The organism is Arthrobacter sp. B0316-5-4 (genome assembly GCF_059090325.1).
Map to the genome: position 1 here is coordinate 95,221 of NZ_JBNHFN010000004.1, position 18,894 is coordinate 114,114.

Below are 18,894 nucleotides of genomic sequence, written 5' to 3' on the forward strand. Positions count from 1 at the left end.
GGTCAAGGCCGTCCCGCGGTGCTTGGCTTGGTCTATGGCTTCCACAGAAACTGCGACCATGCATGAGAACGAACCCCACCGGGACGATCTGGCGCACCGCCTGAACTGGTTGCGGGCCGGGGTCCTGGGCGCCAACGACGGAATTGTCTCCGTCGCGGCGATCGTGGTGGGCGTGGCGGGAGCTACCACCAGCTCCGGGAGTATCCTCGCCGCGGGCATGGCCGGCCTGGTGGGCGGTGCCATCTCCATGGCGTTGGGTGAGTACGTATCCGTGAGCAGCCAGAGCGACACGCAGAGGGCCCTGATTGAAAAGGAACGCCGCGAGCTTGCCGAGGAACCCGAGGAAGAACTCAACGAGTTGGTCGCCATTTATGAGTCAAAGGGGCTCAGCCCCAAGACTGCCCGGACGGTGGCCGAAGAACTGACGGAGCACGACGCACTGGCCGCCCATCTTTCCGCCGAGCTGAACATCCACGAGGACGACATCGTCAGCCCGTGGAATGCCGCACTCGCCTCGGCGGTGGCGTTCACGCTGGGCGCCGTCCTTCCCATGCTGGCCATCCTGCTTCCGCCGCCGGAAATGCGCGTGCCGCTCACCTTCGCAGCGGTCTTGCTGGCCCTGGCGATCACCGGCGCAGTGGGCGCCTGGATCGGTGGCGCTCCCCGGTTCCGCGCAGCAGCACGCGTGGTTGTTGGCGGCGCACTTGCCTTGGCGGCAACGTTCTCCATCGGAACCCTCTTGGGTGCCAGCGGCGTTTTCTAGGAGGCTGGCGTTGCAGCGGCGTTAGGCTGATCGCGTGACCCTTCACGCGATGATTCCGATGCCAGGCGACCTCCACGCCCGGTACAACCGTGACTCAGCGGGCCGGGACTGGTTGGCCAGCCTCCCCGGGCTTATTTCCGATGCCCTGGACCGCTGGCAGCTGACGGTGGACCTCGCTCCGGGCGCCGAGCCTTGGAACGGCCACGGAGCCTTGGTGGTACCTGTGTTGCGGCACGGGCAGCCCGCAGCCCTGAAGATCGCGTTTCCGCACGACGAAGCACGGGTGGAACGCCACGCTCTCACGCTGTGGGGAGGACGGGGAGCGGTCCGGCTCCTGGAAGCCGATGCCCTGAGTTGCTCCATGCTGCTGGAACGGCTGGACGCTACCCGCTGGCTCCAGGACGCTCCGCTGGTGGAGGCGCGGGATGCGTGGGGAAACGTCATGCGTGAACTGTCCATCACGCCTGACGACAGGCCTGAATGGCGGGACCTGGACCATATTGCCGCCACCGCCGAACGGTGGAGCGACGAGCTACCTGCCGAATGGGAGCGGCTGGACCGGCCCTTCCCCCGATGGCTGCTGGAGGCTGCACTGGAGGTGTGCCAAACACGGGGTGCCGTGGGGCGTCGCGCCGGAAAAGACGTCCTGGTCCACACAGACCTGCATTTCATGAACATCCTGGCCACCCTGGACGCAAGCGAGGCCGGACGCGGCGCCTACCTGGCCATCGACCCGCAGCCCCAGATTGGTGAGGCCGAATTCGCCGTCGCACCGATCCTCTGGAACCGCATTGGCGATCTTTCACGGACTGACCCGGAGGCCGCGTTGCGCGACCGCTGCCACGAATTCAGCCTCGCTGGCGGGCTCGATCCCGAGGCCGCCCGGCAATGGAGTATCGCCCGTGAGGTGGAGAATGCTTTGTGGTACGCCGGCAAACCCGCGCACGGCGGGGATCTGGCCCGTTCCCTCTGGGTTGCAAGCACCCTGGCTGGCCGGACATTGAATGGCCTTCCCGCCGCGCACGATCTCCCCGGTCCAGGGGAATCGGCTTAGGGACGGGGCTACCCTGCGAAGTTGTCGTTCCAGACGTCCATGCCGAGCTTGATGATGAGGGCGGCCACCACGATAAGGAAGACAACGCGCACGAAGCCACTCCCCCTGGCTACTGCCGTGCGGGCGCCCAGGTAGCCACCTGCCATGTTCGCCAGGCCGAGGACCAGGCCCACGCCCCAGAGCAGGGAGCCATGCGGGAGGAAGAAGATCAAGGCTCCGGCGTTGGTGGCCATGTTGACGATCTTCGCTTTGGCGCTGGCTTCGAGGAAGGCGTAGCCCATGGCCGAGACCAGGGCGATGATCAGGAACGAGCCAGTGCCAGGGCCGATCAAGCCATCGTAGAAGCCGATCACGGCGCCGATCAGGCACGCAACGACGTAGTGCTTATGGCCATCGTGGCGGAGTGCTGTCAGCTCGCCGGCGGTGGGACGCAAGGCGGTGAAAATAGCGACGGCGATGAGGGCCGCCACGATGATGGGCTTGAAAACACTGGCCGGAAGCGACGCTGCCAGGATCGCCCCGCCGAAACTCCCGGCTAAAGCGATGACGGCCATGGGTACGGCCGTTTTCAAGTCGGGACGGACCCGGCGATAGTACGTGACGGCACTGGTGGTAGTTCCGAAAATGGAACCCATCTTGTTGGTCGCCAAAGCCTGGACGGGCGTGATGCCGGGCACCAGCAGCAGGGCGGGGAGCTGGATCAGTCCCCCGCCCCCAACCACTGCATCCACCCAGCCGGCTGCGAATCCAGCCACCACAATCAGGATGAGAGTGGTGAGCTGGATCGACTCGAAGCCGGAGATCACCGGTTTCGTACGGCGTTGACCACGTAATCCACGGCTTTGTCCACCGTGACGTTCTCGGCTTCGCCGCTACGGCGGTCCTTGATTTCCACGACGCCGTCCACCAGTCCGCGGCCAACGGCCAGGATGGTGGGTACGCCTACGAGCTCGGCGTCGCCGAACTTGACGCCCGGGGAGACCTTGGGGCGGTCATCCAGGATGACGTCCAGGCCGGCAGCCTCCAGCTCCGCGGCGAGCTTCTCGGCGGCCTCGGAAATTTCGTCACCACGGCCAACAGCCACTACGTGGACGTCAGCGGGAGCAACGGAGCGCGGCCACACAATTCCGCGGTCATCATGATTCGCTTCAGCCAGGGCTGCCACGGCGCGCGTGACACCCACGCCATAGGAGCCCATGGTGACCACTACCTGCTTGCCGTTCTGGTCCAGGACCTTCAGGTCCAATGCAGCAGCGTACTTGCGGCCGAGCTGGAAAATGTGTCCCATTTCGATGCCGCGCGCTGTTTCCAGCGGGCCGGAACCGTCCGGAGCGGGATCGCCCGCACGCACTTCGGTGCTTTCGATGACGCCGTCCCAGGTGAAGTCGCGACCGGCAACCAGCCCGAAGACGTGCTTTCCCTCGGCATTGGCGCCGGTGACCCAGCTGGTACCCGAAACGACCCGGGGGTCCACCAGGAAGAGGACCTTGGACGATCCTTCGAGCCCCAGGACCGGCTCGTCGAGTGACAGGCCGGGGCCAATGTAGCCCTTGACCAGCCACGGCAGCTTCTTGAGGTCTTCCTCGTTGGCGGCCTCGAGTCCGATTTCGCCGGCGATCGGCAGGAACGCGCCGATGTTCGCTTCCACGCGCTTGAGGTCCACTGCACGGTCGCCTGGTACGCCGATCACCACGATCTGGCGTTCACCGGTGGGCAGCGTTACGGCGAGCACCACGTTCTTGAGCGTGTCAGCGGCGGCCCATGCGCCGCCGTCGGACTCGCTGCGGGGTGCCAGCTGGTTGGCTGCGTCCACCAAAGTATCGATGGTGGGGGTGTTCGGCGTGTCCAGGACCCGGGCAGCGGGTGCGTTGGTGAAGTCGATGTCGTCCGGGACCACGGTGGTGACGGCCTCGACGTTGGCGTAGTAGCCACCTGCCGAGCGCACGAAGGTGTCCTCGCCGATCTCGGTGGGGAACAGGAACTCTTCGCTCTTGGAGCCGCCCATGGCGCCGGCGGTCGCCGCAACGGGAATGACTTCCAGGCCGAGACGGGCAAAGATCTTCAGGTACGCGGCGCGGTGGGCAGCGTAGCTGGCATCCAAGCCGGCGTCGTCGACGTCGAAGGAGTAGGAATCCTTCATGATGAACTCGCGGCCGCGGAGGAGGCCTGCCCGGGGACGGGCTTCATCGCGGTACTTGTTCTGGATCTGGTACAGGCTCAACGGCAGGTCCTTGTACGAGGAGTACAGGTCCTTGACCAGCAGCGTAAACATTTCCTCGTGCGTCGGCGCGAGAAGGTAGTCCGCGCCCTTGCGGTCCTGGAGTCGGAACAGGCCCTCGCCGTACTCGGTCCAGCGGTTGGTGGCCTCGTACGGTTCACGCGGCAGCAACGCCGGGAAGTGGACTTCCTGGGCCCCGATCGCGGACATTTCCTGGCGGATGATCTCTTCGACCTTGCGCAGGACGCTCAGGCCAAGCGGAAGCCACGTGTAGATACCGGGTGCCGCGCGGCGGATGTAACCGGCACGCACCAGCAGCTTGTGGCTGGCGACCTCGGCGTCGACGGGATCTTCACGCAGGGTGCGCAGGAACAACTGGGAAAGGCGAAGGACCACGGGTACGTATCCGTTTCTATGGCAGATGTGGCAAAAACAACTGCCTACTAATCTACCGGCTCACCGGACTGCGCCTTGAACATGCGCGGCCGCCACCCCGGCGGAAACAGAAGAGCCACGCCGTCGCGTTGTGGAAGCCCCTGGCCGCTGTGGGCTGGTCATCCTGCGATGGCGTGGCTCAGCGGCCGGCTGGCCGCAGACTCTGTCCGGGGACTACTTCCCCGTTCCCTCCAGCGGAACGGGATCGCCTGCGGCTGGGAGGTAATGGTCATTGCCGAACACACGGATGATGCGGGCGCACACGGCACCCTTCAAGGTCATTGTCACGATTCCCCCTCAACCACCCGCACCCCAACGACACGGCTTGGGAAGAACTTATGTGATAGCCGACACGTTTTCAAGGATTTTCAGTCCTTGACCTTTTCGCTCCACCCCTTGACCGGCCAACTGGAGCGTTCTACTTTTATTTCATCACCTGATGAATTATTAGCATCGCCGGAGGCCATCATGTCCCCTGCTCCAGCGGCCATCGAGGCCACGGAACTACACATCTTCCGCGGGCAGACAAAAATACTCCGCGGCCTGGACTTCACCGTTGACTCCGGCCGGATCACCGGACTACTGGGCCCTTCCGGCAGCGGCAAGACCACGCTCATGCGTGCCATCGTGGGCGTCCAGCGGATCACCCGCGGTGCCGTCGCCGTCATGGGCCGCCCGGCGGGCAGCGCCTCGCTAAGGCACGACGTCGGATATGTCACCCAAGGTGCCAGCGTCTACGGGGACCTCAGCGTCGAAGCGAACGTCAGGTACTTCGGAGCCATGCACGGCGCGACGGCGGCCGACGTCACGGAGGCGATCGACGCCGTCGGGCTCGCCCCGCTGGCACGGCAGAAAGCCGCGGACCTTTCGGGGGGACAATTCAGCCGGGTTTCGCTGGCGTGTGCGCTGGTGGCCCACCCCAAGCTGCTCATCCTGGACGAGCCCACCGTGGGCCTGGACCCGGTGCTGCGCGCCGAATTGTGGGAGCGCTTCGCGGCGATGGCAGCGTCGGGCACAACGTTGCTGGTGTCCAGCCACGTCATGGAAGAAGCGTCCCACTGCTCCTCGCTCCTGCTGCTGCGGGAAGGGCTCCTGCTGGCGCAACTCACTCCGGCCGAGTTGGCGGCACGCGGAGGCAGCGACGACCTGGAGCGGGCGTTCCTGACCATCATCAAGGCCGCTGACCGCGGCCAGGCAGAAAGCGAGGTGGCATCATGAACGTGCGCATGACCATCGCAACCACCCGGCGGGTCCTTGAACAACTGCGGCACGACCACCGCAGCGTCGCGCTGATCCTGGTGGTCCCCGCCTTGCTGCTGGCAGCAGTCTATTTCCTGTTCGAAAACGAAACGCTTCCACCCGGATTCCCGCGGACGTTCGACCGTGTAGGCCTCATGATGCTGGCCATCTTCCCCTTCGTGGTGATGTTCCTGGTCACCTCGATCACCATGCTGCGGGAACGGACATCCGGGACCCTGGAACGACTCCTCACAACGCCCATCCACAAAGCCGACCTGCTGTTCGGTTACGCGCTGGCCTTCTCCATCATGGCCGCCCTGCAATCCCTGGTGGCCACCGCCGTGGCGTACTGGATCTTCAACCTCGACATCAAGGGAAGCCCCGGCTTCGTGGTGATGATCGCCGTCATCAACGCTGTCCTGGGAGTGGCCTTGGGGTTGCTGTGTTCCGCGTTTGCCCGAACCGAGTTCCAGGCCGTGCAGTTCATGCCCGTCGTGGTGGTGCCACAGATCCTGCTGTGTGGCCTATTCGTGGCAAGGGATGACATGAACCAGGTCCTCGAAGCCATCTCAGGCGTCCTGCCATTGACGTTCTCCGTGGATGCACTCAAGGAGATAGCCGGGAACGCCGAAGCCACAGCAGCACTCTGGCAGGACACGCTGATCATGGGCGGGATCGTGGTGGGCGTCCTTGTCCTGGCATCGTTGACCCTCCGGAGGCAGACCCGGTGAGCCTCCCCCAGGTGCGGCGCGGCCGTCGAAACGCCGGCGACCATTCACGCGAAGCCATCCTCGCTGCGGCCCGCCAGCTCTTCGCCGAGCGGGGTTTCGAGGGGACAAGCCTCCGCCAGGTCGCCCGTGACGCGGGAGTGGACCCGGCCATGGTCCACCACTTCTTCCGTGGCAAGGACCAACTGTTTGCCGCCAGCGTTGAGTTGCCCGCCGATCCTGCCGAGGTGCTGGCCGGCGTCGAGGTCCTGGACCCGGCGGCGCGGGCTGAGGCGATCGTCCGTGCGGTACTTCGCCTCTGGGAAGGGCCGGCACAGCACGGCCTGATGGCCTTTGTCCGCGGAACCATCGGGTCCACAGCCAAGACGGCGCTGATGCGGGAAATGGTGAAACGCACCATTCTTTCCAGGATCATGGCCGACGTTCCGGGAACCGCCGAGGAGGTCCGGATGCGGGGCAACCTGGTGGCAACACAGGTGGTGGGACTGATGCTGGTCCGCTACGTGATCCGGCTTGAGCCCCTGGCTTCGGCGAGCCGGGAGGACGTCGTCCGGCTGGTCTCGCCAAATATCCAGCGCTACCTCACCGGCGACCTGGGTGGCGAAAAGCAGCCGGCAGTCGCGGACGTCGCCCCGGCGGCAACGGCCACGACTGCCGGCTGACCTGCTGCTACTTGATGAGCTCAGAGGCTTGGTCAAGCAGCCCCGTAACGCTCGCCAATGCCGCTTCCTCGGACTTGCCGCCCATGCCCGTGACGGAGATCAGTACGTTCTGGTCAACCGCTTGGGAAAGGATGACCGAAGTCTTGCCGCCGGTCGAAAGCTCAGTGTCCATGCGGTAGGCAAACAGTGCGTTTGCCGGCTTCTTGGCTTCCAGATCCGTTACGGTGATGGTGCCGCTGACTGTGGGGCCCGTCATGGTCATGGTGCCGCACTGGGCTACCTGGTTCTTGGCCTCCTGCGCCCTGGCGGCTATCCGGTCGCCGAGGCCCGTACCAAGCGAAATCGTGCTGATGACCCCGGAAGCAGCATTCTGGCTGACGCCGATAGCTGCTTTGACGCCTTCAATTGGCTGCGCCGTGGAACCCATAGCCATCTCTTTGCAGGCCGCGGGCTGGATGTCCATTTGTGCCATGACGGCCTTTGACTGTTCCATGGCACCGCTCAAGTCGGCGCTGGACATAACGCTGAGCTTTGCGCCCTGCTGATCCTTGATCTGGCCGAGGACGGCTGTGAGTTCCTCGAGTGTGTAAGCCTTGGTGGGTGTGGCAGTGGGCGTCGCTGATTCGCTGGCCGGTTCCGACGCTGCGTCGGTGGAGGTAGCTGCGCCGCCACAGCCTGTGAGGCCCGCAACCAGCAAACCTGCTGCGGCAAATCCACGCAGAGCATTCTTATTCATTTGTTCCCCAGGGAATTCGAGTGATGAGCTGACAGGCGTCAGCCGAGACAAGAGTACAAGTCCCGAGCGCCGGAACGGGTAGCGGACTTAGAAAAGAACGGTTGCGAACGTGCCCACTTGTTCGAAGCCCACCCGCTCGTAAGTGGCGCGGGCTTTGGCGTTGTAGTCGTTCACATACAGGCTGGTCACCGGTGCGAAGGTGCGGGAAAGATTCACGACGGCGGCCATGTACCCGGCGCTCTGGCCGCGTCCACGCAGTTCCGGATTCATCCACACGCCCTGGACCTGCGTAACGTCCTGGGTCACGGCGCCCAGTTCGGCTTTGAAGACCACCGTGCCTGTGGCATCGATGTGGACCAGTGAGTGTCCCTGGCGGATGAGCCCGGCCACCCGCCTGCTGTAAAACTCCTGGCCGCCCAGGAACGGCGAATAGCCAACCTCTTCCTCGAACATCGCCGCGCAGGCGGGCAGGATGCGGTCGAAGTCCTGCATGCTGCCGAAAGTCAGCGAAGGATTGGGGCTTGTGGCCGGTTTGCCGGAAATCGTAAGGAGCGGCTGCTGGGAGCGGACTTCATGGGCGGCGTGCCCCAATTGCTCGAAACGGGAGTACAGCGCGTGCACCGTGTCGGCCGGGCCAAAGATGGACGCGTAACGTCGACCCGTCTGGTGGGCAGCGTTGGCTACGTACCCAGCCAGTCCGGGATCGAGTTGCACGGGCACCAGGTTGGCTCCCGCCCAACAGGCCCCCAGGAGGGTCCCGTCGTCGAACACTCCTAAGACACTGGCGCCCCCGCTGGTGGGCGCCGCCGTGCCGGTACTGTCCAAGTGCGAAAGAATGAAGACGTTGGCTACGACGTCCTCGCTCGCAAGCTCGCGAAGAGCCAGGGTGTCGGCACTGCCGAGCACCCTGACTCCCAAGCCGGTCCCGTTACGAGACGCTAACCACGGGGCTACCCTTGACAGCATCTTCGCCATCGGCCTCCCCCATCTCTTCGGCGATGCGCATGGCCTCTTCGATCAGTGTCTCAACAATTTCGCTCTCAGGCACAGTCTTGATGACTTCGCCCTTCACGAAAATCTGGCCCTTGCCGTTGCCGGAGGCCACGCCGAGGTCCGCTTCGCGTGCTTCGCCGGGTCCGTTGACGACGCAACCCATGACGGCGACGCGCAGCGGGATCTCCATGCCCTCAAGGCCGGCCGTGACCTGTTCGGCCAGCGTGTAGACGTCAACCTGGGCGCGGCCACACGATGGGCAGGACACGATCTCGAGCTTGCGGGGGCGCAGATTCAAGGACTGCAGGATCTGGTTGCCAACCTTGATCTCTTCCACCGGCGGTGCCGAGAGGGAGACGCGGATGGTGTCACCGATGCCGCGGGACAGGAGCGCACCAAAGGCTGTTGCCGATTTGATGGTGCCCTGGAACGCGGGCCCGGCCTCGGTTACCCCGAGGTGCAGGGGCCAGTCGCCCTTCTCGGCGAGCATCTCGTAGGCGGCCACCATTATGACGGGGTCGTTGTGCTTGACCGAGATCTTGAAGTCGTGGAATCCGTGCTCTTCGAAGAGGGAGGCTTCCCAGACAGCGGACTCAACCAGTGCTTCCGGTGTGGCCTTGCCGTACTTCTTCATGATGCCGGGCTCGAGGGAGCCAGCATTGACGCCGATGCGGATGGACGTGCCGTGGTCCCGGGCGGCCGCGGCGATTTCCTTGACCTGGTCATCGAACTTACGGATATTTCCGGGGTTCACGCGGACTGCTGCGCAGCCAGCCTCAATGGCGGCGAAGACGTACTTCGGCTGGAAGTGAATGTCTGCGATCACGGGGATCTGGGACTTGCGGGCAATGATGGGCAACGCTTCGGCATCATCGGCGGACGGGCAGGCGACGCGGACAATGTCACAGCCCGATGCTGTGAGCTCCGCGATCTGCTGCAGCGTGGCGTTGATGTCCGTGGTGGGCGTGGTGGTCATTGACTGAACGCTGATGGGCGAATCAGAACCAACGCCCACTGAACCCACTTTGATCTGCCGCGTCTTACGTCGCGGGGCAAGAACGGGTGGTGGGGCTGCTGGCATTCCCAGGCTGACCGAGGTCACGTGGACTCCTTGGGTTGGGGTGGGGCGATGTAGTGGAGGACGGCCGTGTCAGGACGTGTGGGCGGCCAGGACACCGATGATCGGGGACCATTCCGTGGTTCGGATGCCGGCGATAACGCCGGCGGCAGCGAACGGATCCTCCTTGAGGAGGTCGTTGAGCTGGGTTTCACCCGCAGACTTGAAGATCAACAGGGCACCGGCGCCGTCACCGTACGGGCCGCTGGCAAGCAACGTGTTTTCCTCAGCCAGTCCGCCGAGCCAGGCACGGTGCGCAGGCCGGGCTTCATCACGAAGGGCATCGGAATCGGCGACGTATACGTACTCAACAGCGAAAACAGTCATGGAGCTAGCCTATCCCGCCCGCTCAGCCAAAGATGTTCACGGGCTTGACGATGTCTGCGTAGATCAAGAGCGCACCCATGGCCATGAGCAACGCGGCCACAACGTAGGTGGCAGGCAACAGTTTGGCGATGTCGAAGGCCCCGGGGTCCGGTTTCCCCCTCAGCCTGGCCACCTGGCGGCGTGCGCCCTCGTACAGGGCGCCGGCAACGTGGCCGCCGTCCAAGGGCAGGAGCGGGATGAGGTTGAAGATGGCCAGCGCGAAGTTAAGCCCCGCCAACAACCCCACCAGGGTTCCAATACGCGCCTGCATGGGCACCTGTTCCATGGCTGCGACTTCGCCGGCCACCCTGCCGACACCCACCACGCTGATGGGACCGTTGGGGTCCCGGGGCTCCTCGCTGAAGGCCGCTTTTGCGACGCCCACCACCCTGGCGGGCAGGTTGAAGATCACACCGGCGATCTGCTTGATGTTCTCGCCTGCCATGGGAAGGACCGCCGACGCCGGTTGGGGAACCAGGGCGCTTTGCGCACCGATCCCCAGGAATCCGACTTCCTGGTATTTGAGGACACCGTTGGCGTCCTGCTCGGCACGTCCATCAGCTCCAACTACTGGCCGGGAGGAGAGCACCGGTGTCACAGTGGTCTCCACTGACTCGCCGTTGCGTTGCACCGTGATGGGAACGTCCTTGCCAGCAGATGCCCGGATCCAGCTGGTCAGCTCGTCCCAACTGGTCACGGCCTTGCCGTCGAAGGAGGTGATGGTGTCGTTCGGTTGGAGTCCTGCGGCCGCTGCAGGGGTGAGCTTGCAATCCGCGGAATCGGGGTCAACGGTTTGGCCTGCAGCTACCTGGCATTTGGAAACGTCGGCAATGGTGGTGGTTGATTGGGCCACACCGAATCCCATCAGCAGCACTGCCAGGAGGATGAGGCCGATGATCATGTTCATTGCGGGACCGCCGAGCATGATGATGATCTTTTTCCAGACAGGCAGCTTGTAGAACACGCGCTTTTCGTCGCCGGGACCCACTTCTTCGTGCGCCATCGAACGCGCCTCGGTGGCGAGTGTCTGGAACATCCCCGTACTGGAGGGCCGGACGGCGCCGTCGTCCTTGTTGGGCGGGTACATGCCGATCATGGCCACATAGCCTCCCAGGGGAAGGGCCTTGAAGCCGTACTCCGTTTCGCCCTTTTTCCGGGACCAGAGGGTAGGCCCGAAGCCGATCATGTACTTGGTGACGCGCACCTTGAAGAGCTTCGCGGGCACCAGGTGGCCTACCTCGTGCAACGCGATGGAGACAGCAACGCCAATAGCGACGAAAACGACTCCGAGAATGAAGAGAAGGACGGGACTCATGCCGGTGGGACTGCTTCCGTAGGGGTTTGTAGGCTACAGGGCGCTGCTGCTGGCTAAACGATCGTGGGTTCGGGCGCGTGCCCACTTCTCAGCATCCAGCACTGACTCCACCGTTAGCTCCGAAGAGCCTGAATGTTCGCTGAGGACGGACTCCACCGTGTCCACAATGTCGGTGAACCTGATACGTCCGGCATGGAAAGCCTCAACGGCCTCTTCATTGGCTGCGTTGAACACGGCAGGGAACGTACTTCCTTGCTTCGCGGCATCCTTGGCGAGGTCCACGGCGGGGAAAGCCACGGTATCAAGGGGCTCGAACGTCCAGCTGGTGGCTTGGCTCCAGTCGCAGGCCTTCGCGGCGTGCGGGACTCGATCAGGCCATCCCAGGCCCAGCGCAATGGGCAACCTCATGTCCGGAGGTGATGCCTGGGCAATGATGGAGCCGTCCACGAACTGGACCATCGAGTGCACCACCGACTGGGGGTGGACCACCACCTCAATCCTGTCCAAGGGAACATCAAAGAGCAGGTGGGCCTCGATCACTTCCAAGCCTTTATTGACGAGGCTGGCTGAATTGGTGGTGACCATCAGGCCCATGTCCCAGGTGGGGTGGGCAAGGGCTTCCTGCGGCGTGACGCCATGGAGCTGTTCACGCGTGCGGCCACGGAACGGGCCTCCCGAAGCGGTCAGGATCAGTTTTTCGACTTCCTGCTCAGTGCCTGAGCGCAGGCATTGGGCGATGGCCGAATGCTCGGAGTCAACAGGGACAATCTGTCTGGGGCGGGCTGCGGCCTTGACCAGCGCGCCGCCGACGATCAGTGATTCCTTGTTCGCCAGGGCCAGCGTGGCTCCCGTGCCGAGCGCGGCCAGCGTTGGTGCCAACCCTATGGAACCTGTGATGCCGTTCAGGACCACGTCGCAAGCGATGGCTGCGATCCGGGTGGACGCGTCCGGGCCAACGAAAATTTCCGGCGCGAATCCCCTGACACCTTCGGAGGAGGCCGCGGCATCAATCAGCTGCCGGAGCATCGCCGGGTCCCCGTGGGCAATGCCCACCGCCTGGGCCCGGGTGTGGACGGCCTGCTGCGCTATGAGTCCAAGGTTTCCGCCGCCGGCACTCAGCGCCACCACCTCAAAACGATGAGGGGCGGCATCGACGACGTCAAGCGCCTGTGTGCCGATGGAACCGGTGGACCCGAGGATGACGATCTTGCGCGGCTGCATTCCTTAAGTATCCCAGCCACCGAGGAGGGCAGCGACCGGACCCGGACGTATGTGGAGAACCTCCGGCCGGGCGTACCGTGGAACCGTGGAGTGGCTGTCCTGGTTTGATGCTCGGGACTACGAGTTCGCGCGGCAGGTCCTGCAGCGCGGCACGGCCGCGCTGTACCTGGTTGCTTTCCTGTCCACGCTGAACCAGTTTCCGGCCCTTCTCGGCGAGCGCGGGTTGCTTCCCGTGCCGGCGTTTCTGGACATGGCGCGCCGGCTGGCCCGGCCCACCCTTTTTCGCTGGCGCTACTCGGATGGGCTCCTGCGGATGGTGTGCTGGGCGGGCATGGCCGTAGCAGCGTTGTTGGTTTGGGGCCTCCCCCAGGCCGGGCCGCCGTGGCTGCCGTTGCTGGCATTCCTTGCCCTGTGGCTGCTCTACATGTCCATTGTCAACGTCGGCCAGACGTTCTACGGATTCGGCTGGGAGATCCTGCTCCTGGAAGCCGGGTTCACCGTGGCTTTCCTGGGCTCGGACCAGACGCCCCCGCCCACAACCGTCCTGCTCATGATCGTGTGGCTGGTCTTCCGGCTCGAGTTCGGCGCGGGGATGATCAAGATCCGTGGCGGCCGTGAATGGCGGGACCTGACCGCGATGTTCTACCACCACGAGACCCAGCCGATGCCCGGCCCGCTCAGCAGGCAGGCGCACCTCCTGCCGCGTCCCCTGCACAAAGTCGAGGTGTTGGGCAACCACTTTGCGCAGCTCGTGGTCCCGTTCTTCCTGTTCGCTCCGCAGCCCCTGGCCAGCGTCGCGGCCGGCATCATCATCGTGACCCAGCTCTGGCTGGTGGCAAGCGGGAACTTCGCGTGGCTGAACTGGGTGGCGATCGTTTTGGCCTTTGCGGCCGTGAGCGATCCTGTGGCACACGCCGTCTTTCCGTCCATCCCGCTGGAGTGGCACCCAGGTGCCGAAACCGCGCCGTGGTGGCTCGCCGTCGTCGTGCTTGTTACGGCGCTGCTGCTGGTGCTGAGCTACCGCCCCCTGCTCAACCTGTTCTCCCGCCGCCAACTGATGAATGCCAGCTTCAACCGCTGGCGGCTGGTTAACGCCTATGGCGCGTTCGGTACGGTCACGAAGCAGCGGATCGAGATCGTGGTGGAAGGCACCACGGCCACGGAGCCCGACGCTCCTGATGACCGCTGGCTGGAGTACGGTTTCAAGGGCAAGCCAGGGGATGTCCGGCGGCTTCCGCGGCAATGGGCCCCCTACCACCTTCGATTGGACTGGCTGATGTGGTTCCTGCCGCTGCGGACCGTCCACGAGGACTGGTTCTACGCCTTCCTGGACAAACTGCTGGAGGCCGACAAGCCGACCCTTGGGCTGCTTCGCCGGGACCCGTTCGACGGCGGGCGCCCGCGGTGGGTCCGCGCGCGAAGCTACCTGTACCGCTTCGCGAGTCGGGCGGAGTTCCGCGAAACCGGGGACCGATGGGTGCGGGTGCTGCTGTATGAGGCCATCCCGCCACAGCAGCTGAACCCACGACGGCGGGACCTACCGTAGCGCTGTGGCCCGTGGCGGCGCAGTGGACTCGCGGACAACGAGGTGGGTTGCCAGTTCCACCCTTCGGGAGTCGATTTCTTCGCCTTGCATTTGGCGAAGGATGAAGTTCAACGCGGATCGGCCTATTTCCTGCAGCGGCTGGCTCACCGACGTCAGTGGTGGAATGGACTCTTCTGCTTGGTAGGTCCCGTCGAAGCCCACCAGGCTCATCTCTTCGGGAATCCGCACGTCCTGTCGCCGCGCCTCAGCCAGGACGCCCAGGGCGATACTGTCGCTGCCTGCGAAGATCGCCGTGGGTGGGTCCTCCAAAGCCAGCAGCGCCTTGAAGGCAGCGGCACCATTCTCCGGCCGGAACTTGCCGGCCGAGACGTACTCGTGTTCCACCGTGATGCCTTCGGCCATGAGGGCAGCCATGTAGCCATGCAGGCGGGCCTGGCTGCACTCTGCCGTGTCCGGACCGCCGATGAACGCAATCCGGCGGTGGCCAAGTTCGAGGAGGTGCATGGCAGCTGCTTTGCCGCCGGCCCAGTTGCTCGCACCCACGCTGAACAGGTTCGAAGGTGGCGGATTGAGGGGGTCGATCACCACGATGGGAATCTGACGTCGCTGGAATGCTTCGAGCTGCGTCGCCCCGAAAGCCGAGGTGACCACGATCATTCCGCTGCGACCTTCATCAATCATGCGCTGCGCCCGTTCCTCGGGCCCCAGGGACGGCGGAGCCTGCAGGCCTGTCACAGAGAGGACCACTTCCATGCCGGAGAGATTGGCCTGCTCCATGACACCGTTGAGGATCTCCATGTTGTAGGCGGAATTCAACGAGTCGAATACCGCTTCCACCGTCCTTTGCACGGGTTTGCCCTTGCGTTGGAGCGGCGTCTTATAGCCCGTCCGCTGGAGCGCTTCCAGGACCCGCGTACGGGTTCCCTGGGCCACGTCGGCACGCCCGTTGACCACCTTGGAGACCGTGGGGACCGACACTCCGACCTCTTGGGCCACGGCGGACAGTGTCATTTTTGAGGGTCGGTCGTCGGGGACCACGGCAGCCTGCTTTCGAAAAGTTTCGGATGTGTTTAGTGTGCAGCAGCGTCCTCCACGGCGTCAATCTCGAAAGCATGGCGGGAAATATCCGCAAAAACACCCTTGACGGTGACGTGCCTCACGGCTAAATTTGGTGGGCACTTTCGAAAGGACTTCCGAAACATTTCGAAAAAGCTTTCAGGGTACTGGCGATCGAAGTTGATCCCTACCCGCAGAGTGCGGCTTTTTATACGAGCAGCCGGGCCATCAGCGTCGAGCCCGTAGGACGAATGGAAACAGCACATGAATAATCTGAAGTTGCGCACCGCCGGAATGGCGGTCTCGGCAGCCGTCTTGTCAATCTCGCTCGCAGCCTGCGGCTCCTCGGGCCCTGCCGGAAGCGGAGCCTCCGCGGATTCGGCCACCATGTGGGGGCTGACAGGCGGTGACCAACCAGTCTTCCAGGCCTCCGTGGACTCCTGGAACAAGGCACACCCCGATTCCTCCATCAAGCTCGATTTCTTCGCAAACGATGCCTACAAGACCAAGGTGCGCACGGCCGTCGGCGCCGGGCAGGGTCCCACGCTGGTCTACGGCTGGGGAGGCGGCGTCCTCAAGTCCTACGTCGACGCCGGACAAGTGGATGACCTAACCGGATTCCTCAAAGAGAACCCTGATGTCCAGAGCCGCTACCTCCCGTCGATCCTGGAAAGTGGCGTCATCGATGGCAAGACCTACGCCCTGCCCAACAACAAAGTGCAGCCGGTGGTCCTCTATTACAACAAGGAAGTCTTCGACAAGATCGGCGCCGAAGCACCCAAGACCTGGGATGAACTCATGGCACTGGTGCCCAAGTTCAAGGCCGCAGGCGTAGCTCCATTCTCGCTGGGCGGGCAGTCGAAATGGCCGGACCTCATGTGGCTCGAGTACCTCGTAGACCGCATCGGCGGACCCGAAGTCTTCGCCAAGATCGCAGCCAACAAGCCGGATGCCTGGTCCGATCCCGCAGTCATCGAGGCGCTGACCAAGATCCAGGAGCTGGTGGACGCTGGCGGCTTCATCAACGGGTTCTCCTCGATTGCGGCGGACAGCAACGCAGACCAGGCCCTCCTTTACACCGGCAAGGCGGCCATGATCCTGCAGGGCAGCTGGATCTACCAGGGAATGAAGAAGGACGCCGCCGACTTCGTCAAGAGCGGCAAGCTCGGTTACACCCCCTTCCCCACCATCGAAGGCGGCAAGGGAGATCCGGCAAACGTCGTGGGAAATCCTTCCAACTTCTGGTCGGTTTCCTCCAAGGCCACCGAGGAACAAAAGAAGACAGCACTGGACTACGTCAAGGACGGGATGTTCAATGACGAGAACGTCAAGGCCTTGATCGACTCCGGAGCCGTGCCGGTGGTCACGGGCATCGAAGACAAACTTGCCGCATCCCCGGACAAGGACTTCCTGACGTACGTCTACGGCATGGCCAAGGACGCCCCCGATTTCACCCTGTCCTGGGACCAGGCCCTCAGCCCGGCACAGGGCGACGCGATGCTGGCTAACCTTGACCAGATTTTCCTGAAGAAGATCACGCCCGAGCAGTTCGCCTCAACCATGAACGCGATGATCGGGAAGTAATCCGTGTCGACCATTACTGCAACTACCCGGGAGCAGACCTCCCGGCGGGAGCAGCCGTCCCGACGGACCCTCGAAAAGGGTCCGTCGGGGTGGCTGGCAGTCCCGGCCCTCGCTTTCTTCACGCTTTTTGCGATTCTTCCCCTGCTGGGCGTCCTGTTCCTGAGCTTCACCCGCTGGGACGGGCTCGGCGAAATTAAGCTCGATGGACTCTCCAGCTGGCAAACCGTCCTGGCTGACCCCGTTACGGGTAACGCCCTGCTGGTAACGGCCAAGATCATGTTCTTCTCGTTCATCGTCCAGGCCCCCATCAGCCTCCTGCTGGGTGTCTTCACCGCTGCCAGCCAGAAGTACCGTGCCGCTTTGGCAGTTCTCTACTTTGTGCCGCTGCTTCTGTCCTCCGCGGCCGTGGCCATTGCCTTCAAAGCGCTCCTGGATCCGAACTTCGGCCTCGGTCCTGGCCTGGGCCTGCCAGTCCTGGCCCAGGACTGGCTGGGCAACTCGGACCTCGTGCTGTTCGTGGTGGTCTTCGTGATCGCCTGGCAGTTCGTTCCGTTCCACACCCTGATCTATCAAGGCGGAGTCAGGCAAATACCCACTTCGCTGTATGAAGCCGCGCAGATCGACGGTGCCGGGAGGGTCCAGCAGTTCTTCAACATCACCCTCCCCCAGTTGAAGTACACGATCATTACCTCGTCCACCCTGATGGTGGTTGGTTCCCTGGCCTACTTCGACCTGGTCTTCGTCCTCACTGCCGGCGGCCCGGGGTATTCCACCCGCTTGCTGCCACTGCACATGTACCTCACCGGATTCAAAGCCAACGACATGGGAGCGGCGAGCGCCCTGGGAGTGATCCTCGTGGTCATCGGCCTGGCGTTGGCCCTGTTCCTCCAACGACTCGGCGGCAAGAACCGCAATGCCAGCCAATTGGAAGGTGCGTAATGGCTTCCACCACACAACTCCCCACGTCACCGGCAGCACCGCCAACGCCAGCCGCCACCCGCCGTCGGACTCCGCCGCCCGGCAGGTCGCGGCCCAACATCCTGGGCGGCCTGGGCGGTTGGGCCTGGCTCGCGGTGATCATAGTGCCGGTCTACTACGTGGTCATTACCAGCGTGAAGAACCAAGCAGGCTTCTTCACGTCCAACCCCATGCTGCCGCCCGCCGAACCGACGTTGGACAACTACAAACTGGTTCTGGAAAACGACTTCGCCAAGTACTTTGCCAACAGCCTGATCGTCACGTTGGGCAGTGTGGTTCCGGCTTTGCTGGTCTCCTTCATGGCGGCGTACGCGATCGTCCGCGGCAAGGGCAAATTCCTCGGCTTGACCAACAACATCTTCCTGCTGGGCCTGGCCATTCCGCTTCACGCCACGATCATCCCGATCTACTGGATGATCACCAAAGCCCACATGTACGACACCTTGCTGGCTTTGATCCTGCCGTCCATTGCCTTCGCCATTCCCATTTCGGTGCTGATCCTCTCCAACTTCCTGCGGGACGTTCCCAACGAGTTGTTCGAGTCGATGCGCTTGGATGGCTGCTCGGACTGGGCCATGCTGTGGCGGCTCGCCTTGCCGATGACCAAGCCGGCCGTCATCACCGTGGGGATTTACAACGCACTCAACGTCTGGAACGGCTTCCTGTTTCCGCTGATCCTCACCCAGAGCCCCGATACCCGGGTCCTCCCCCTGTCGCTGTGGACGTTCCAAGGTGAGTTCAGCGTCAACATTCCAGCGGTGCTCGCCTCCGTTGTCCTCGCTACCCTGCCGTTGCTGGTGGTCTACGTGGTGGCACGCCGCCAGCTGCTCAGCGGTCTGACCGCAGGCTTCAGCAAGTGACTGGCACCTGCCAGCAGAAAGGA

Annotated in this window: 18 protein-coding genes; 9 read left to right on the forward strand and 9 right to left on the reverse strand. The window is 63.7% G+C overall.

Annotated features, from left to right (window positions below):
• Positions 1-34 precede the first annotated feature (34 nt).
• Positions 35-763, forward strand: coding sequence for a VIT1/CCC1 transporter family protein (locus tag AC5RU9_RS12500; RefSeq protein ID WP_211711823.1), 729 nt, complete (start codon positions 35-37; stop codon positions 761-763).
• A 49-nt stretch (positions 764-812) separates the two neighbouring features.
• The gene (locus AC5RU9_RS12505) at positions 813-1,817 is read left to right on the forward strand and encodes an aminoglycoside phosphotransferase family protein (RefSeq protein WP_494017126.1); all 1,005 of its coding nucleotides are present in this window, start codon (positions 813-815) and stop codon (positions 1,815-1,817) included.
• An 8-nt stretch (positions 1,818-1,825) separates the two neighbouring features.
• Here the strand turns inward: AC5RU9_RS12505 and AC5RU9_RS12510 are convergent, their stop codons facing one another.
• Both AC5RU9_RS12510 and AC5RU9_RS12515 read right to left on the reverse strand, forming a co-directional pair.
• Entirely contained in the window at positions 1,826-2,623 is a 798-nt protein-coding gene (locus AC5RU9_RS12510) for a sulfite exporter TauE/SafE family protein (protein ID WP_494016697.1), read from the reverse strand.
• Positions 2,620-4,431, reverse strand: a complete 1,812-nt coding sequence (locus AC5RU9_RS12515; protein ID WP_494016698.1) for a proline--tRNA ligase — start codon at positions 4,429-4,431, stop codon at positions 2,620-2,622. Before AC5RU9_RS12515 ends, AC5RU9_RS12510 begins: the two co-directional genes overlap by 4 nt.
• 507 nt (positions 4,432-4,938) lie before the next feature.
• Here AC5RU9_RS12515 and AC5RU9_RS12520 point away from each other — a divergent pair.
• Genes AC5RU9_RS12520 through AC5RU9_RS12530 form a run of 3 tightly spaced genes read left to right on the forward strand, consistent with a single transcriptional unit; the run spans position 4,939 to position 7,099 of the window.
• A complete protein-coding gene (locus AC5RU9_RS12520; RefSeq protein ID WP_494016699.1) occupies positions 4,939-5,688 on the forward strand; it encodes an ABC transporter ATP-binding protein in 750 nt (249 codons plus the stop codon).
• Between the two features lie 8 nt (positions 5,689-5,696).
• Complete coding sequence (locus AC5RU9_RS12525; RefSeq protein WP_494016700.1) at positions 5,697-6,440, forward strand: ABC transporter permease; 744 nt, start codon at positions 5,697-5,699, stop codon at positions 6,438-6,440.
• On the forward strand, positions 6,437-7,099 hold the full coding sequence (locus AC5RU9_RS12530; protein WP_494016701.1) for a TetR/AcrR family transcriptional regulator: 663 nt from the start codon (positions 6,437-6,439) through the stop codon (positions 7,097-7,099). Before AC5RU9_RS12525 ends, AC5RU9_RS12530 begins: the two co-directional genes overlap by 4 nt.
• Before the next feature lie 7 nt (positions 7,100-7,106).
• Here AC5RU9_RS12530 and AC5RU9_RS12535 read toward each other — a convergent pair whose 3' ends face one another.
• The 6 genes from AC5RU9_RS12535 to dxr all read right to left on the reverse strand — a co-directional run bounded on the left by AC5RU9_RS12535 (position 7,107) and on the right by dxr (position 12,847).
• Entirely contained in the window at positions 7,107-7,835 is a 729-nt protein-coding gene (locus AC5RU9_RS12535) for a hypothetical protein (protein ID WP_211711817.1), read from the reverse strand.
• 87 nt (positions 7,836-7,922) lie between these two features.
• On the reverse strand, positions 7,923-8,801 hold the full coding sequence (locus tag AC5RU9_RS12540) for a GNAT family N-acetyltransferase (protein ID WP_494017127.1): 879 nt from the start codon (positions 8,799-8,801) through the stop codon (positions 7,923-7,925).
• Positions 8,764-9,930, reverse strand: a complete 1,167-nt coding sequence (ispG, locus tag AC5RU9_RS12545; RefSeq protein WP_011774258.1) for a flavodoxin-dependent (E)-4-hydroxy-3-methylbut-2-enyl-diphosphate synthase — start codon at positions 9,928-9,930, stop codon at positions 8,764-8,766. The genes AC5RU9_RS12540 and ispG overlap by 38 nt, the downstream gene beginning before the upstream one ends.
• A gap of 48 nt (positions 9,931-9,978) precedes the next feature.
• Positions 9,979-10,272 carry a YciI family protein gene (locus AC5RU9_RS12550; protein ID WP_494016702.1) on the reverse strand — a complete coding sequence of 98 codons (294 nt, stop codon included), beginning with the start codon at positions 10,270-10,272 and terminating at the stop codon, positions 9,979-9,981.
• Between the two features lie 22 nt (positions 10,273-10,294).
• The gene (locus AC5RU9_RS12555) at positions 10,295-11,626 is read right to left on the reverse strand and encodes a M50 family metallopeptidase (protein WP_494016703.1); all 1,332 of its coding nucleotides are present in this window, start codon (positions 11,624-11,626) and stop codon (positions 10,295-10,297) included.
• 33 nt (positions 11,627-11,659) lie between these two features.
• Positions 11,660-12,847, reverse strand: a complete 1,188-nt coding sequence (gene dxr / locus AC5RU9_RS12560) for a 1-deoxy-D-xylulose-5-phosphate reductoisomerase (protein ID WP_494016704.1) — start codon at positions 12,845-12,847, stop codon at positions 11,660-11,662.
• Positions 12,848-12,932: 85 nt separating this feature from the next.
• Between dxr and AC5RU9_RS12565 the strand changes: the two genes are divergently transcribed.
• Positions 12,933-14,393 (forward strand): lipase maturation factor family protein, encoded by a 1,461-nt coding sequence (locus tag AC5RU9_RS12565; protein ID WP_494016705.1) that lies wholly within the window; start codon positions 12,933-12,935, stop codon positions 14,391-14,393.
• Here the strand turns inward: AC5RU9_RS12565 and AC5RU9_RS12570 are convergent.
• Positions 14,385-15,404 carry a LacI family DNA-binding transcriptional regulator gene (locus AC5RU9_RS12570; RefSeq protein WP_249184202.1) on the reverse strand — a complete coding sequence of 340 codons (1,020 nt, stop codon included), beginning with the start codon at positions 15,402-15,404 and terminating at the stop codon, positions 14,385-14,387. The two genes, AC5RU9_RS12565 and AC5RU9_RS12570, sit on opposite strands and share 9 nt — an antisense overlap.
• Positions 15,405-15,713: 309 nt before the next feature.
• Between AC5RU9_RS12570 and AC5RU9_RS12575 the strand changes: the two genes are divergently transcribed.
• From AC5RU9_RS12575 to AC5RU9_RS12585, 3 genes are read left to right on the forward strand one after another with little or no spacing between them, the layout of a single operon-like run.
• Positions 15,714-17,033, forward strand: coding sequence for an extracellular solute-binding protein (locus tag AC5RU9_RS12575; protein ID WP_494016706.1), 1,320 nt, complete (start codon positions 15,714-15,716; stop codon positions 17,031-17,033).
• 3 nt (positions 17,034-17,036) lie between these two features.
• On the forward strand, positions 17,037-17,972 hold the full coding sequence (locus AC5RU9_RS12580) for a carbohydrate ABC transporter permease (protein WP_494016707.1): 936 nt from the start codon (positions 17,037-17,039) through the stop codon (positions 17,970-17,972).
• Positions 17,972-18,871: a carbohydrate ABC transporter permease gene (locus AC5RU9_RS12585; protein ID WP_494016708.1), complete on the forward strand. Its 900-nt coding sequence runs from the start codon at positions 17,972-17,974 to the stop codon at positions 18,869-18,871. The genes AC5RU9_RS12580 and AC5RU9_RS12585 overlap by 1 nt, the downstream gene beginning before the upstream one ends.
• The last annotated feature ends 23 nt before the right edge of the window (positions 18,872-18,894 follow it).

What these genes read in the sequence shown, in the direction of transcription:
- AC5RU9_RS12575 (WP_494016706.1), top strand. Translation starts at nt 15,714, where the DNA reads ATGAATAATCTGAAGTTGCGCACCGCCGGAATGGCGGTCTCGGCAGCC.
- AC5RU9_RS12525 (WP_494016700.1), top strand. Translation starts at nt 5,697, where the DNA reads ATGACCATCGCAACCACCCGGCGGGTCCTTGAACAACTGCGGCACGAC.
- AC5RU9_RS12520 (WP_494016699.1), top strand. Translation starts at nt 4,939, where the DNA reads ATGTCCCCTGCTCCAGCGGCCATCGAGGCCACGGAACTACACATCTTC.
- AC5RU9_RS12535 (WP_211711817.1), bottom strand. Translation starts at nt 7,835, where the DNA reads ATGAATAAGAATGCTCTGCGTGGATTTGCCGCAGCAGGTTTGCTGGTT.
- AC5RU9_RS12505 (WP_494017126.1), top strand. Translation starts at nt 813, where the DNA reads ATGATTCCGATGCCAGGCGACCTCCACGCCCGGTACAACCGTGACTCA.
- AC5RU9_RS12585 (WP_494016708.1), top strand. Translation starts at nt 17,972, where the DNA reads ATGGCTTCCACCACACAACTCCCCACGTCACCGGCAGCACCGCCAACG.
- AC5RU9_RS12555 (WP_494016703.1), bottom strand. Translation starts at nt 11,626, where the DNA reads ATGAGTCCCGTCCTTCTCTTCATTCTCGGAGTCGTTTTCGTCGCTATT.
- dxr (WP_494016704.1), bottom strand. Translation starts at nt 12,847, where the DNA reads ATGCAGCCGCGCAAGATCGTCATCCTCGGGTCCACCGGTTCCATCGGC.
- AC5RU9_RS12500 (WP_211711823.1), top strand. Translation starts at nt 35, where the DNA reads ATGGCTTCCACAGAAACTGCGACCATGCATGAGAACGAACCCCACCGG.
- AC5RU9_RS12540 (WP_494017127.1), bottom strand. Translation starts at nt 8,801, where the DNA reads ATGCTGTCAAGGGTAGCCCCGTGGTTAGCGTCTCGTAACGGGACCGGC.
- AC5RU9_RS12550 (WP_494016702.1), bottom strand. Translation starts at nt 10,272, where the DNA reads ATGACTGTTTTCGCTGTTGAGTACGTATACGTCGCCGATTCCGATGCC.
- AC5RU9_RS12570 (WP_249184202.1), bottom strand. Translation starts at nt 15,404, where the DNA reads ATGACACTGTCCGCCGTGGCCCAAGAGGTCGGAGTGTCGGTCCCCACG.